The 13093-nt window shown below is 69.9% G+C and carries 11 protein-coding genes; 2 read left to right on the top strand and 9 right to left on the bottom strand.

Annotated elements, in window-relative coordinates; genetic code table 11:
* Positions 1-92 precede the first annotated feature (92 nt).
* The 6 genes from VES41_RS03060 to tal form a co-directional block, all read right to left on the bottom strand.
* Positions 93-755: a response regulator transcription factor gene (locus VES41_RS03060; RefSeq protein WP_324812814.1), complete on the bottom strand. Its 663-nt coding sequence runs from the start codon at positions 753-755 to the stop codon at positions 93-95.
* Positions 752-1957 (bottom strand): PAS domain-containing sensor histidine kinase, encoded by a 1206-nt coding sequence (locus VES41_RS03055; protein WP_324812813.1) that lies wholly within the window; start codon positions 1955-1957, stop codon positions 752-754. The genes VES41_RS03060 and VES41_RS03055 overlap by 4 nt, the downstream gene beginning before the upstream one ends.
* 40 nt (positions 1958-1997) lie before the next feature.
* Positions 1998-2339 (bottom strand): DUF805 domain-containing protein, encoded by a 342-nt coding sequence (locus tag VES41_RS03050; RefSeq protein WP_324812811.1) that lies wholly within the window; start codon positions 2337-2339, stop codon positions 1998-2000.
* A gap of 130 nt (positions 2340-2469) precedes the next feature.
* Positions 2470-4887, bottom strand: coding sequence for a membrane-bound PQQ-dependent dehydrogenase, glucose/quinate/shikimate family (locus VES41_RS03045; RefSeq protein WP_324812809.1), 2418 nt, complete (start codon positions 4885-4887; stop codon positions 2470-2472).
* 165 nt (positions 4888-5052) lie between these two features.
* Positions 5053-6609, bottom strand: a complete 1557-nt coding sequence (gene pgi / locus VES41_RS03040) for a glucose-6-phosphate isomerase (RefSeq protein ID WP_324812807.1) — start codon at positions 6607-6609, stop codon at positions 5053-5055.
* Positions 6606-7568 carry a transaldolase gene (tal, locus tag VES41_RS03035; protein WP_324812805.1) on the bottom strand — a complete coding sequence of 321 codons (963 nt, stop codon included), beginning with the start codon at positions 7566-7568 and terminating at the stop codon, positions 6606-6608. The genes pgi and tal overlap by 4 nt, the downstream gene beginning before the upstream one ends.
* 312 nt (positions 7569-7880) lie before the next feature.
* Between tal and VES41_RS03030 the strand changes: the two genes are divergently transcribed.
* Both VES41_RS03030 and zwf read left to right on the top strand, forming a co-directional pair.
* Positions 7881-8468, top strand: coding sequence for a lipocalin family protein (locus VES41_RS03030; RefSeq protein ID WP_324812803.1), 588 nt, complete (start codon positions 7881-7883; stop codon positions 8466-8468).
* 170 nt (positions 8469-8638) lie between these two features.
* The gene (gene zwf / locus VES41_RS03025; protein ID WP_324812801.1) at positions 8639-10114 is read left to right on the top strand and encodes a glucose-6-phosphate dehydrogenase; all 1476 of its coding nucleotides are present in this window, start codon (positions 8639-8641) and stop codon (positions 10112-10114) included.
* A 7-nt stretch (positions 10115-10121) separates the two neighbouring features.
* Here zwf and VES41_RS03020 read toward each other — a convergent pair whose 3' ends face one another.
* Genes VES41_RS03020 through VES41_RS03010 form a run of 3 tightly spaced genes read right to left on the bottom strand, consistent with a single transcriptional unit; the run spans position 10122 to position 13046 of the window.
* Positions 10122-11135: an oligopeptide/dipeptide ABC transporter ATP-binding protein gene (locus VES41_RS03020; protein ID WP_324812799.1), complete on the bottom strand. Its 1014-nt coding sequence runs from the start codon at positions 11133-11135 to the stop codon at positions 10122-10124.
* Positions 11132-12124 (bottom strand): ABC transporter ATP-binding protein, encoded by a 993-nt coding sequence (locus VES41_RS03015; RefSeq protein ID WP_324812797.1) that lies wholly within the window; start codon positions 12122-12124, stop codon positions 11132-11134. Before VES41_RS03015 ends, VES41_RS03020 begins: the two co-directional genes overlap by 4 nt.
* Positions 12125-12134: 10 nt before the next feature.
* Positions 12135-13046 (bottom strand): ABC transporter permease, encoded by a 912-nt coding sequence (locus VES41_RS03010; RefSeq protein ID WP_324812794.1) that lies wholly within the window; start codon positions 13044-13046, stop codon positions 12135-12137.
* Positions 13047-13093: the final 47 nt, after the last annotated feature.

Below are 13093 nucleotides of genomic sequence, written 5' to 3'. Positions count from 1 at the left end.
CGCAAGCGCCGCGCCAGACCGGCCGGTGCGAGCCGGCGCCCCGCAAAATCGTGCCGGGCGGCGCTACGCGGTGTAGAGCCAGCCCTACAGGGTCACGCCGCGCCGCCGCCGCGCGCGTGCCGTTCGGCGTACAGCGCCAGTTCGACGTCGTTGCGCGTGCCCGTCTTTTCCAGGATGCGGGCGCGGTACGTGCTCACGGTATTGGAGGCCAGCTGCAGTCGCGCACCAATCTCGCTCACGTTGTGCCCCGTGGTGAGCAGCCGGAACACCTGGTATTCGCGGTGCGACAGCGCCTCGTGGCCAACACGGCCCCGGTCGCGGTCGAGCGCGCCGGCGAGCTGTTCGGCCGTGGCCGGCGTGACGTAGCGGCCGCCTGCCGCCACCTTGCGCACGGCGGCGATCATGTCGTCCGGGTCCGCGCCCTTGTTCAGGTAGCCGGCGGCGCCCAGGCGGATGCACCGCACCGCGTACTGGCGCTCCGGATAGGTGCTGAGCATCAGCACGGGCAGCGTCGGCCAGCCTTTGCGCAGCGCCTGCAGCACGTCCAGGCCGTCCCCGTCGGGCATGGCGATGTCGAGCAGGACCACGTGCAGCGCCGGCGGCCCGCCGGATGCCCGCACCGCGGCCAGCACCTCGGCGCCGCTGGTGGCTTCGGTCGCGATCTCGATTTCCGGGGCATCGGCCAGGACCTGCTTGAGGCCTTCGCGCACGATACGGTGGTCGTCGGCCAGGAGGACGCGGGTCGGCGCGGTCATGGCATGGCGGCCGGCAGCGGAAGGCGCAGCTCCAGGGCGCAGCCTTGTCCCGGGTTGCTGTGGATCGCCAGGCTGCCGCCCAGGTGCAGCGCACGCTCGCGCATGCCCATCACACCGTAGGCATCGGAAGCCTCGAAGGCGCCCGGCGGCGCGCCGCACCCATCGTCGCGCACGCGCAGCACCAGCGTGCCGGCCGCCTGCGCGATGCGCACCTGTACACGACTGGCCCGTGCGTGGCGGCCGATGTTCGACAGCATCTCCTGGAAGATCCGGAAGACCGCCATCGCGGCCGGCTCAGGCAATTCGGGCAACGGCTGGTGCGGCACCTGCCAATCCAGGTCGATCTCGCCGGCCTGGGTGAATTCCTGGGCCTGCCACTCGAGCGCGGCCCACAGCCCCTGGTGGTCCAGGATGCTGGGCCGCAGGTCGGTGATGATGCGGCCCACGTTGTCCACCGCGCTCTCGATCAGCCGGCTCATGTTCCCGCACTTGCAGCGCATGCGCTCGCGCATGTCCTGCGCCGCCTGCGGCTCGCGGGCCTGCTGTTCCCCCAGACGCTTGTCCAGCCAGGTCACGTCCATGCGCAACGCCACCAGCAGGCTGCCCAGCTCGTCGTGGACTTCGCGCGCGATGCGGGTGCGCTCTTCCTCGCGCACCGACTCCAGGTAGGCCGAAAGCTCGCGCAACTGGCCAAGGGCAGCCGAAAGCTCGCGCGTGCGCTCGCCGACGCGCTGCTCCAGCTCATCCTTGGCGCGCTGCAGCGCCTGCGCGGCGCGCTTGCGCCCGGTGATGTCCAGGAAGGTGATGACGGCGCCGCGCACCTCGGCGCCGTCGAGGATCGGATGGCTTGAATACTCGACCGCGAAGGCGCTGCCGTCGCTGCGCCAGAACACCTCGGTGTCGATGCGGCAGGGCAGCCCCTGGCGGAAGGCATTGAAGATTGGGCAGTCGCTGTCCGGGTAGGCGCTGCCGTCGGCGTGCGAGTGATGCGTCAGCCAATGCATGTTGCGGCCCAGCACCTCGTCCGCATCCCAGCCGAGCATGCGGGCGCCGGCGCGGTTGATGAACACGCAGTGGCCGGCCAGGTCGATGCCGAAGATGCCCTCCCCGGTCGATTCGAGCAGCAGCCCGAGCTGGCGCTGCCACAACGGATCGGCGGCGACGCTCAGGGCGGATGGCGAGGGGGCGGCGGCGACCGGCATGCCACGGCCGCATGCAACCGCCGTGCCGGCGTCCGACGGCTCAGGCCACGGGCGGCACGAAAACGTCGCCTGCCGGCTGCGCCGCCTGGGACGGCTGGACCCAGAAATAGATCAGCACGATCAGCCCGACGATCGGCACGAAGTGCAGGAGCAGGAACCAGGCGCTCTTGCCGACGTCGTGCAGGCGACGGGCGGCCGCCGCCAGCGAGGGCAGCAGCAGGAGCAAGGCGGCGATGCCGTAGATGCGGTCCCCGAAGATTCCGGCGACCACCAGCACGATCAGCTGGAACAGCGCGAACCACCAGAATTCGGACCGCGACGCGCGCCCGCTGAATTCGACGTACTTGCGCAGGCACACCTGCACGGCTTGGGTGAAGTTCATGGCTCGGGCCCCCTCGTGGCGTCGCTCCCGGGCGAAATGCCCGCCGCGATCATAGGCACAACCTCGTGCCCGATGGGAATGGGCACGGCCAGGGCGATGCGCGGCCGCAACGGCAGACGCCGTCAGCGCTTCACTGGCCCTTGAGCTTCCACGCGATCACGTAGTCGCCACGGTCGGGCGACTGGCGGGAGCCGCCGGCGGCCATCACCACGTACTGCTGCCCGCTGCGGGGCGACACGTAGGTCATGGGCGTGGCCTGCCCGCCGACCGGCATGCGGCCCTTCCACAGTTCGCGGCCGGTACGGCTGTCGAAGGCGCGCAGGTAGTAGTCCTGCGAGCCGCCGTAGAAGGTCAGGCCGCCGGCCGTCGTGATGGGACCGCCCAGGCTCGGCATGCCGAGCGGCACCGGCGCCCGCACCTTGAAGCCACCGCCTTGCGCGCCGGCGCCGACCACCACGTCCTGCACCGTACCGAGCGGGCGCTGCCAGACCACCTGGCGTGTCTTCAGGTCGATGCCGGTCAGCGTGCCCCACGGCGGCGCGTGGCACGGCAGGTTCAGCGGCGAGTTGAAGCCCTGCTGCGAGATGGCATAGGGCGTGCCTTCCTGCGGGTGCAGGCCGACGCCGTGCCCCAGCGACATGGTCTTGCCGTCGGCGACGGCGCGCGGAATCAGCTGCACCTGTTGCGGCATGCGGATGTCGTTGACCACCAGCAGGCCGTCGCGCTCGTCGATCGAGCCGCTGCCCCAGTTCATGCCGCCGTAGTAGCCGGGGTAGATCAGGCTGGGCGTGGTGGTGGGCGGCGTGAACTCGCCGTCGTAGCGCAGCTTGCGGAACGCGATGCGGCAGGCCAGCTGGTCGAACCAGGTGGCGCCCCACATGCGCGCCTCGGTCAGCGGATCGGTGCCGATGGCCGGCATGCCGACCGAATAGGGCTGCGTCGGCGACGTCCGTTCGCCCTGCTGCCCGCCCTGCGGCACGGCCCGCTCCTCGACCTGTGCGATCGGCTTGCCGTCGCGTCGGTCGAGCATGAAGATCTGGCCGCGCTTGGTCAGCTGGATCAGCGCCGGCACCGTGCCGCCCTTGCCGTCCGGCACGTCGGTCAGTGCCGGTTGCGAAGGCACGTCGTAGTCCCACAGGTCGTGGTGCACCGTCTGGAAGCGCCAGCGCTCGCGGCCGGTGGCGATGTCCACCGCCACCACCGACGACGAGTGCGTCTCCGACGCGCCTTTGCGCTGCGCGCCCCAGAAGTCCGGCGGGTTGTTGCCGGTGGGCAGGTAGATCAGGCCCAGCTTGTCGTCGAAGGCGGGCGTGGACCAGACGTTCGGCGTGCTGCGGGTGTAGGTCTGGCCTGCCGGCGGCAGTCCGGTGATGTCCGGGTTGCCGGCGTCCCAGGCCCAGACGAGTTCGCCGGTGTCGGCACTGAAGGCGCGCACCACGCCCGAGGGCTCGTCGACGGACCGGCCGTCGAAGACCCAGCCGCCGATGACGATCAGGTTGCGCACCACCGTCGGCATGGAGGTCTGGAAGTAGTAGAAGGGCTTGACCTCGCCCATGCCCTGCTTCAGGTCCACCGTGCCGCCCTGGCCGAAGGTCTCGCACGGCTTGCCGGTGACGGCGTCGAGTTCGATCAGGCGCGCGTCCACCGTGGTGAGCACGATGCGGCGCGCGCACGTGTCGCCTGCGGGCAGCGCCGGCGTTGCCGCCGCGTCGCCCACGCGCTGCTGCACCGCGGCCGGCTCGTAGTAGCCCACGCCGCGGCAGCGGTTCCAGACCTTGGCGTTCGCCTTGGGGTCGAAGCGCCACCGTTCGGTGCCGGCGTCCGCATCGAGGGCGATGACCTGGTTGCGCGGCGTGCAGACGTACACGGCGTCACCGATCTGCACCGGCGTGTTCTGGTTCTCCGAGCCGGGGCCGGCGATTTCGCCGGTGCGGAAGGTCCACGCCACCTCGAGCTGGTCGACGTTGCCGGTGTTGATCTTCGCCTCCGGCGCGAAGCGGGTACCGGCCGGGGTGCGGCCGTAGTACTGCCAGCGCGATTCACCGGCCGGTGCCGGTGCCGCCGCCGGCGCTGCGGCAAGCGGCGGGCCTTCGACCACGGCGTGCGGCACGAACATCGCCGCGCCGCCACCGACCAGGGCCAGCACCATCAGCGCCGCGCCGGCGAATGCGGCACCACGCACGCGGCCCTGCGACAGGCGGGGCAGCGCCAGCAGCACGAGCAGGCCCAGCACCAGCACCGGCGCCAGGCGCGGCACCAGCGGCCAGAACTGCAAGCCGACCTCGGCATAGGACCACGCCAGCGTGCCGACGAAGACCGCGGCATAGAGCCAGAAGCCGGCCATGCGGCGCCACATGAAGAACAGCCCGCTCAGGACGAGCCCGGCGCCGGCGATCAGGTAGTACCAGGACCCGCCGAGGGTCGCCAGGCGAACGCCGCCGATGGCCAGGGCCAGGCCGATGAGCAGCAGCAGCAGGCCCAGGAGCGCCAGCGGCCAGCGCGGCGGAGTACTTCGGATGGAGTTGGCGGCGGCGGGTTGAGCGGGCATGCGTGCGCGTCCTTTGCTAGAGCGATGAGGGTTGGGAAGCGGGCGCGAAGCGGCGATGGCCTTGGCGGCCGGCGGTCTCCGGAGGAGACGCATGAGAAGCGTGGGCTGACTTCGCGCGCCGCCCGATCCTAGCAAATACCCTTAGCGGCCGAAGGCCGCCTGATCTCAGTCCTGCCGCAGGCGGGCGACCAGGCCCGCCGTGGACGCGTCCAGGCCGCCGACGTCGCCGGACGCGAGACGCGGCTCCAGGTCCTTGGCGAGCACCTTGCCCAACTCGACCCCCCATTGGTCGAAACTGTTGATGCCCCAGAGCGCACCGCTGGTGAACACGCGGTGCTCGTACATGGCAATGAAGGCGCCCAGCGATTCCGGGGTCAGTCGCTCCAGCACGAAGAAGGTGCTCGGCCGGTTGCCCGGAAAGTCGCGGTGCCCGCCGGCATCGGCCCGGCCCACCATCAGCGCCTGCGCCTGCGCCAGCGCGTTGGCCAGCAGTTGCGGATGGTGTCCGGGCAAATCGTGTGCCGGTGTGCGCACCGCCAGGAATTCCAGCGGCACCACGTCGGTGCCCTGGTGCAGCATCTGGAAGTAGGCGTGCTGGCCGTTGGTGCCGGGCTCGCCCCACAGCACGGGCGAGGTGCCGAACGGCAGCGGCTGGCCGTCCAGGTCGACGCGCTTGCCGTTGCTTTCCATCTCGAGCTGCTGCAGGTAGGCCGGCAGGCGCCGCAGCGCGCTGTGATAAGGCGCGATGCAGCGGCTGGTCATGCCCAGGAAATCGCGGTACCAGACGTCGAGCAGGCCCAGGCGCACCGGCAGGTTGCGCTCCAGCGGCGCGCTGCGGAAGTGCTCGTCCATGGCATGGGCGCCAGCCAGCAGCGCCCTGAAACCCTCCCCGCCGATGGCCAGCGCGATGGGAAGGCCGATGGCCGACCACAGCGAATAGCGGCCGCCCACCCAGTCCCAGAAACCGAACGTGGTCCGGATGCCGAAGTCGTTCGCCGCCTGCACGTTGGTGGTCAACGCGGCGAAGTGGCGCGCCACGTCCTTGCCCCCGGACTGCTCGAACCAGCGCCGCGCCGAACGCGCGTTGGCCATGGTCTCGGCGGTGGTGAAGGTCTTGGAAGCGATGAGGAACAGCGTGTGCTCGGGCGCCAGGCCCTTGAGCACGCCGGCCAGTTCATGGCCGTCCACGTTCGAGACGAAATGGAAGCGCTTGCCCGGCGCGACGTATTCGGCCAGCGCCAGCACGGCCATCTGCGGGCCGAGGTCGGACCCGCCGATGCCGATGTTGACGACGTCGGTGATGGTGTGATCGGCCCGGATCGACTCGGCGTAGGCCAGCATCGCGTCGAGCGTGGCATGGACCTGCGCCCGGTCGGCCGCCTGCCCGCGGCTGCCGGCAACCGGCGCACTGCCCGGCGCGCGCAGCAGGTGGTGCATCACCGCGCGGTCCTCGGTGCTATTGATGCGCTCGCCGCCGAACATCGCATCGCGCCTTGCCTGCAGCCCGCACTGGTGCGCCAGCGTCAACAGCAACTGCTGCGCCGGTGCGTCGATCAGGTTCTTGGACAGGTCGGCGAAGACGTGGGGCGCCTCCTGGCTGAAGGCGGCGAAGCGGCCAGGGTCGTTGGCAAAGGCCTGGCGCAGATCGAAGCCGCGCCCTGCCTTGTCGGCATGGCGCCGCAGTTCGCTCCAGGCCGGGGTGCGGTCGCAGCGGACGGTCATGCGGCCCCCGTCATCAGCTTCTCGAGCTTGACCGCGTCGGCCGCGAAAGCACGGATGCCTTCTGCCAGCTTCTCGGTGGCCATGGCATCCTCGTTGAGCGCCAGGCGGAAGGCCGGCTCGTCGAAGTGCACGCGCTGGCTGTCGCGCGCCCTGGCAGCCGCCGGATCGAGCGCGCGCACGAGCGGTGCGTCGCTGTTCGGCCGCTTCGACATCTCGGCCAGCAACTCGGGGCTGATGGTGAGCAGGTCGCAGCCGGCCAGGGCGGCGATCTGGCCGATGTTGCGAAAGCTCGCGCCCATCACCTCGGTGGCGATGCCGTGCTGCTTGTAGTAGTCGTAGATCTGGCGCACCGATTGCACGCCCGGATCGTTTTCGCCGGCACGGGCTGCCTCGTCCCACGCGGCACCGGCGGACTTCTTGTGCCAGTCGTAGATGCGTCCGACGAAAGGCGAGATGAGCTTCACGCCGGCGTCGCCGCAGGCCACCGCCTGGCAGAAGGAGAACAGCAGCGTGAGGTTGGTGTGGATGCCCTGGCGCTCGAGCCGGCGCGCCGCCTCGATGCCCTCCCACGTGGCGGCCACCTTGATCAGCAGCCGCGTGCCGGTGTCGATGCCCTCGGCGCGGTACAGCGCGACGATGCGCTCGGCGCGAGCCACGGTGGCGTCCGCGTCGAAGCTCAGGCGCGCATCGACCTCGGTCGAGACGCGGCCCGGGATGATCGACAGGATCTCGCAGCCGAAGCGCACCAGCAGGCGGTCGATCTGTTCGTCCAGTGCCAGTCCGCGGTGCTGGCGCAGCACTTCGTCGACCAGCGGACGGTACTCGCTCTTCTGCACCGCCTTGAGGATCAGCGACGGATTGGTGGTCGCGTCCTGCGGCTTGAAGGCGTCGAGTTGACGGAAGTCGCCGGTGTCGGCGACGACGGTGGTCCATTGGCGAAGGGCGTCGAGCTGGTTCATGCGAGGCATTATTACGCTGCAGCGAATGCCCGACCCGGACCGGCCTGCGCCGTCCGTCGATTACCACTTCCGTCTACAGAACCTGTGCGCGCCGTCCGACGCCTCGCGCGCCGCCGTCTGCCTAAGGTGCAGGGTGAGGACCTGCCGCACCGCAATGGCGCACGGGTCCGGCAGATCCGCGCCGCCCGCGGCGCCCGAACATTTGGAGCCATTTGCATGAGAGCCCGCCACCCTTCCTGCCGCGCCACGTCGCAGCAGCTTCCGCCAAGTTCCCAAAAGCCGCGACGCGGCCCGTCGCCGGGCGCGCACGCCATGGCGTTCGCGCTGGGCGGCGTCTTGGCGCTGACCGCGCTCGGCGCCGCACGGGCGGCGCGGGCTCAGGCGCCCGCCGGCCCGGCGAACGGCGCGCCGCTGATGCGTGCGGCGTTGCAGACGGTGGCGCCGGTCGACCTGCAGCGCTACGCGGGGCTCTGGTACGAGCAGGCGCGGCTGCCCAACCGCTTCCAGAAGGATTGCACCGGCCAGGTCAGCGCCGAATACACGCCGCTGCCCGACGGCACCGTCCACGTGCTCAACCGGTGCGAGCGAACCGACGGCCACGTCGACGAGGCCATCGGCATCGCCCGCCCGGTGGCCGTGACGGGCCAGCCCGGCGCTGGACGACTCAAGGTGCGGTTTGCACCCACGTGGCTGGGCTGGCTGCCCTTCGTCTGGGGCGACTACTGGATTCTCAAGCTCGACCGCGACTACCAGGTGTCCCTGGTCGGCACGCCCGATCGCGAGTACCTGTGGGTGCTCTCGCGCGCGCCGCAGCTCGACGAAGCGACGCTGCAGGCAGAACTCGACTACGCACGCAGCCTGGGGTTCGACACCGATCGCGTGGTGCGCAACGCGCAATGAGCGCAGTCAACGCACCGCGAAATCCCGCCCCGGCGTGGCACGGCCGCCTCAAGCCGCAGGGTTGCGGCGCCGCACATTCACCGAGTGCCGTTAAAGTCGTTGCCTGACGGGCGGGCTCGGCACGATGCGTGCCGCAGCCGCCTGAGCAACAACTTCAGGTGACTGCGGCAATGAGCTTCGATCTCGTACTTTTCGGCGGCACGGGCGACCTGGCATGGCGCAAGCTGATGCCGGCGCTGTTCCAGGCGTTCAGACACGGCAGCCTGCCCGACGGCGGGCGCATCATCGGCGTGGCGCGCGACGAACTGAGCGACGACGACTATCGCGAGCTGATCCGCTCGCGCTTCAAGGCCGTCGAAGGCGCCAAGCGCCCGAGCCCGGAGGAGTTCAAGGCGTTCGCGTCCATGCTGCACTTCCTGCGCATGGACCTGTCCCGGCCCGAGGACTATGCAAAGCTGGCCGAGCTGATCAATGGCCGCGGCGCGGACACGGTGGTGATGTACCTGGCCACGGCGCCCGCATTGTTCACGTCCGTGGTCAAGCAGGTGGCCGCGGCCGGCCTGAACACCTCGCGCACCCGCATGGTGCTGGAGAAGCCGCTCGGGCACGACCTGGCATCCAATCGCGCCATCAACGACGCGGTGCAGGCCGTGCTCAGCGAGGACCAGATCTTCCGCATCGACCATTACCTGGGCAAGCCTTCGGTGCAGAACCTGTTTGCCATGCGTTTCGGCAATGCGCTGTTCGAGCCCATCTGGCGTCGCGAGCACGTGGCCAACATCCAGATCACCATCGCCGAGGACCTCGGCGTGGAAAAGCGCGGCAGCTTCTACGACCAGACCGGCGCACTGCGCGACATGGTGCAGAACCATGCGTTGCAACTCGTGTGCGCCATCGGCATGGAGCCGCCGATCAATTCGCACGCCAATGCCATCCGCGACGAGAAACTCAAGGTGCTGCGCTCGCTCAAGCACTGGACCGCGGAATCGATCGGGCTTCACGCCGTGCGCGGCCAGTACGCGGCGGGCACCGCCTACGGCGAGCGCGTGGCCGGCTACCGGGAAGAGGCCGGCGTCGATCCGGAAAGCCGCACCGAGACGTTCGTGGCCCTGCGCACCGAAATCGCCAACTGGCGCTGGGCCGGGGTGCCGATCTACATCCGCACCGGCAAGCGCCTGTCGTCACGCGACGCGCGCATCGAGGTCAATTTCCGCGCGGCGCCGCACGCCATCTTCCGCGTGCCCGCGGGCTATGCGAACAAGCTGGTGATCAACCTGCAGCCCAAGGACGGACTTGAACTTCACCTGCTGGCGCAGGGGCAGGACAAGCGCCTGCGCAGCAACGGCAACGGCTCGAACGGCACGCCGCAACTGGCGCCGGTGCAGCTCGACCTGGACTTCGACAAGCGCTTCGGCACCGAGCGCGTGGGCGCCTACGAGCGCCTGCTGCTGGACGTGATCGACGGCCGGCTCAACCTTTTCGTGCGGCGCGACGAGCAGGAGGAAGCCTGGCGCTGGGTGGAGCCGCTGCTCGACAGCTGGGCGGCCGAGGGCAATCCGCGCGCCTATGCGGCCGGCACCTGGGGGCCGAGCGCCTCCAGCGCCATGATCGCCCGCGACGGCTTCGCGTGGGGCGAGGAGCAGTAGCCGGCCCTCAGATCCGCCCTTCCTCGACGGCGTGGCACGCCACGCGGATGCCGCCGACGGACAGCAGCGCAGGACGTTCGCTCCTGCACCGGGCGTTGGCATGCGGGCAGCGCGGATGGAAGGTGCAGCCGGGTGGCGGCGACAGCGGGTTGGGCACCTCGCCCTGCACCGGCGTACGCGCCCTGCCCACGGCATGCATCTGCGGAATCGCATCGAGCAGCATGCGGGTGTACGGATGGCGGGGCGACTCGAACAGCGCGTGCTTGTCGGCAATCTCGACGATGCGGCCCAGGTACATCACGCCGACGCTGTCGCTCACGTGGCGCACCACCGCCAGGTTGTGCGAGATGAACAGGTAGGTCAGGCCCCGCGCGCGCTGCAGGTCCTTCATGATGTTCAACACCTGCGCCTGCACGCTGACGTCCAGCGCAGACGTCGGTTCGTCGCACACCAGGAATTCCGGCGCGGTGGCCAGCGCACGCGCGATCGAGATGCGCTGGCGCTGTCCGCCGGAGAACTGGTGCGGATACTTGATCCGGTCCAGCGGGCTCAAGCCGACCGACTGGAGCAGTTCGCCGACGCGCTCGCGCAGCGCCGCACCTTCGGTGGCCAGGCCATGCTCGAGCAACGGTTCGCCGATGATGTCCTGCACTTTCCAGCGCGGATTGAGGCTGGCGTAGGGATCCTGGAAGATCATCTGGATCCGCTTGCGAAGCTCGCGCCCTTGCGCCGACGCGAACGTGGCATGCGCGTCCTTTCCGTCGAACCGCACATGGCCGCGGGTGGGCGCATACAGGCCGACCAGCAGGCGCGCCACGGTGCTCTTGCCGCAACCGGACTCGCCCACCAGCGCCAGCGTCCTGCCGCGCTCGATGGCAAAGCTCACGCCATCGACCGCATGCAGCAGCGTGCGCGGCCTGCGCTCGATGACCCGGTTGAGCCACGGCGCCGAAACGTCGAAAGTCTTGGCCAGGTCCTCGACCTGCACCAGGGCGCCGGCCTCGGCGTGCGCGGCGCTCACGAGGCGACCTCAGGCGTGCGCGATGCCTGGCCGTCGTCATGCAGCCAGCAGGCGGCCCGCGTGGCGCCGGCGGCCATCAGCTCGGGGCGCTCGCGCGGGCAGCGGTCGAACACCTGCGGACAGCGCGGGTGATAGGCGCAGCCGCTGGGAATGGCATTGAGCCGGGGCATCGATCCGTCGATCTGGTTGAGACGCTCGCGGTCCTTGGTCATGTCCGGGATCGACGCCATCAGGCCGGCCGTGTAGGGGTGGGAGGGCGCGTGGATCACGTCGCGCACCGGGCCGATCTCGGCGATGCGCCCGGCGTACATCACCGCGACCCGGTCGCAGGTCTCGGCGATGACGCCCATGTCGTGCGTGATCAGCATCACCGCCGCGCCGCGCTCGTGGCACAGGCGCTTGAGCAGCGAGATGATCTGCGCCTGGATGGACACGTCGAGCGCGGTGGTCGGTTCGTCGGCCACGATCAGCGTCGGCTCCGCCGCCAGGGCCAGGGCGATGACCACGCGCTGGCGCATGCCGCCGGAGAACTGGTGCGGATAGTGGTCGATGCGCTGCGCCGCCCCGGGTATGCCGGTGTCTTCCAGCAGCGCGATGGCGCGGCGGCGCGCTTCGGCGGCATTGACCGGCAGGTGCGCGCAGATCGTCTCCTCCAGCTGGCGGCCGACCGTGTAGAGCGGGTTCAGCGACGTCAGCGGGTCCTGGAAGATGGCGCCGATGCGCCGGCCGCGGATGCGCTGCATGTGCGCATGGTCGAGCTGGTCGATGCGCTCGCCCTGCAGCAGGATCTGGCCGCCGGCCACGCGCACCGGCGGCTCCAGCAGGCCGATGATGGCCGCGCCGGTGAGCGACTTGCCGGCCCCGGATTCGCCGACCACGCCCAAAATCTCGCCGGGCTCGATCGACAGGGAAACGTCGTCCAGCGCACGCAGCGTACCGCGGCGGCCGGGGATCTCGACGACGAGGTTTCGGACTTCGAGCAGTGCCATGGCCATCGGGTCAGTTCAGGCGCGGATTGAGCGCGTCGCGCAGCCAGTCGCCCAGCAGGTTCACGCTCAGGGCGATCAGCACCAGCGTGATGCCGGGGAACACCGTCATCCACCACTCGCCCGAGAACAGAAACTGGTTGCCATTGCTGATCAGCGTGCCGAGCGACGGCGAGGTCGGCGGCACGCCCACCCCGAGGAAGGACAGCGTGGCCTCGGTGATGATGGCGGTGGCCACCTGGATGGTGGCGATCACGAACACCGGGCCGAGCACGTTGGGCAGCACGTGCTTGCGCATGATCCGAAGGGGCGACACGCCGGTCACTCGGGCTGCCTGCACGTATTCCTTGTTGCGCTCGACCAGCGTCGAGCCACGCACCGTGCGCGCGAAGTCGACCCACTTGGTCAGCGCAATGGCCAGTATCAGCACGCCGAAGGCCACGGTGGTGTGCGCGTCGGGAAACAGCGCGCGGCCGACGCCGGCGATCAGCAGCGCGATCAGGATCGCGGGGAAGGACAGCATCACGTCGCACAGGCGCATCAGGAAGGCATCGATCCACCCGCCCACGAAGCCGGCGATGAGCCCCAGCGTCACCCCCACGACCATCGACAGCAGCACCGAGGCGAGTCCCACGACCAGCGAAATGCGCGCACCGTACATCAGCGTCGAGACGATGTCGCGGCCCTGCTCGTCGGTGCCCAGCAGGTACTTGGACGTGCCGAGCTCCATCCAGGCCGGCGGCAGCCGCGCATCCGCCAGTTCGAGCGTGGACAGGTCGTACGGGTTGTGCGGCGCGAGCCATGGCGCGAACACCGCGCAGACCACGCAGAAGAGGCCGATCAGCGCGGCGCCGATCGCCACCGGGGAATTGCGGAAGCTGTAGCCGATGTCGCCGTCGTACCAGCGCTTGAGGAGACTGATCATCCGTGGGGATCTGATTCTTGTGGCCGCCGCGGCGGGTGCCGATTCCT

Source organism: Variovorax sp., from assembly GCF_035634955.1.
In the GTDB taxonomy this organism is placed as follows: domain Bacteria; phylum Pseudomonadota; class Gammaproteobacteria; order Burkholderiales; family Burkholderiaceae_C; genus Variovorax.
Note: the sequence above shows the minus strand (reverse complement) of the source record. Positions and strands in the feature narration are given on the sequence as shown.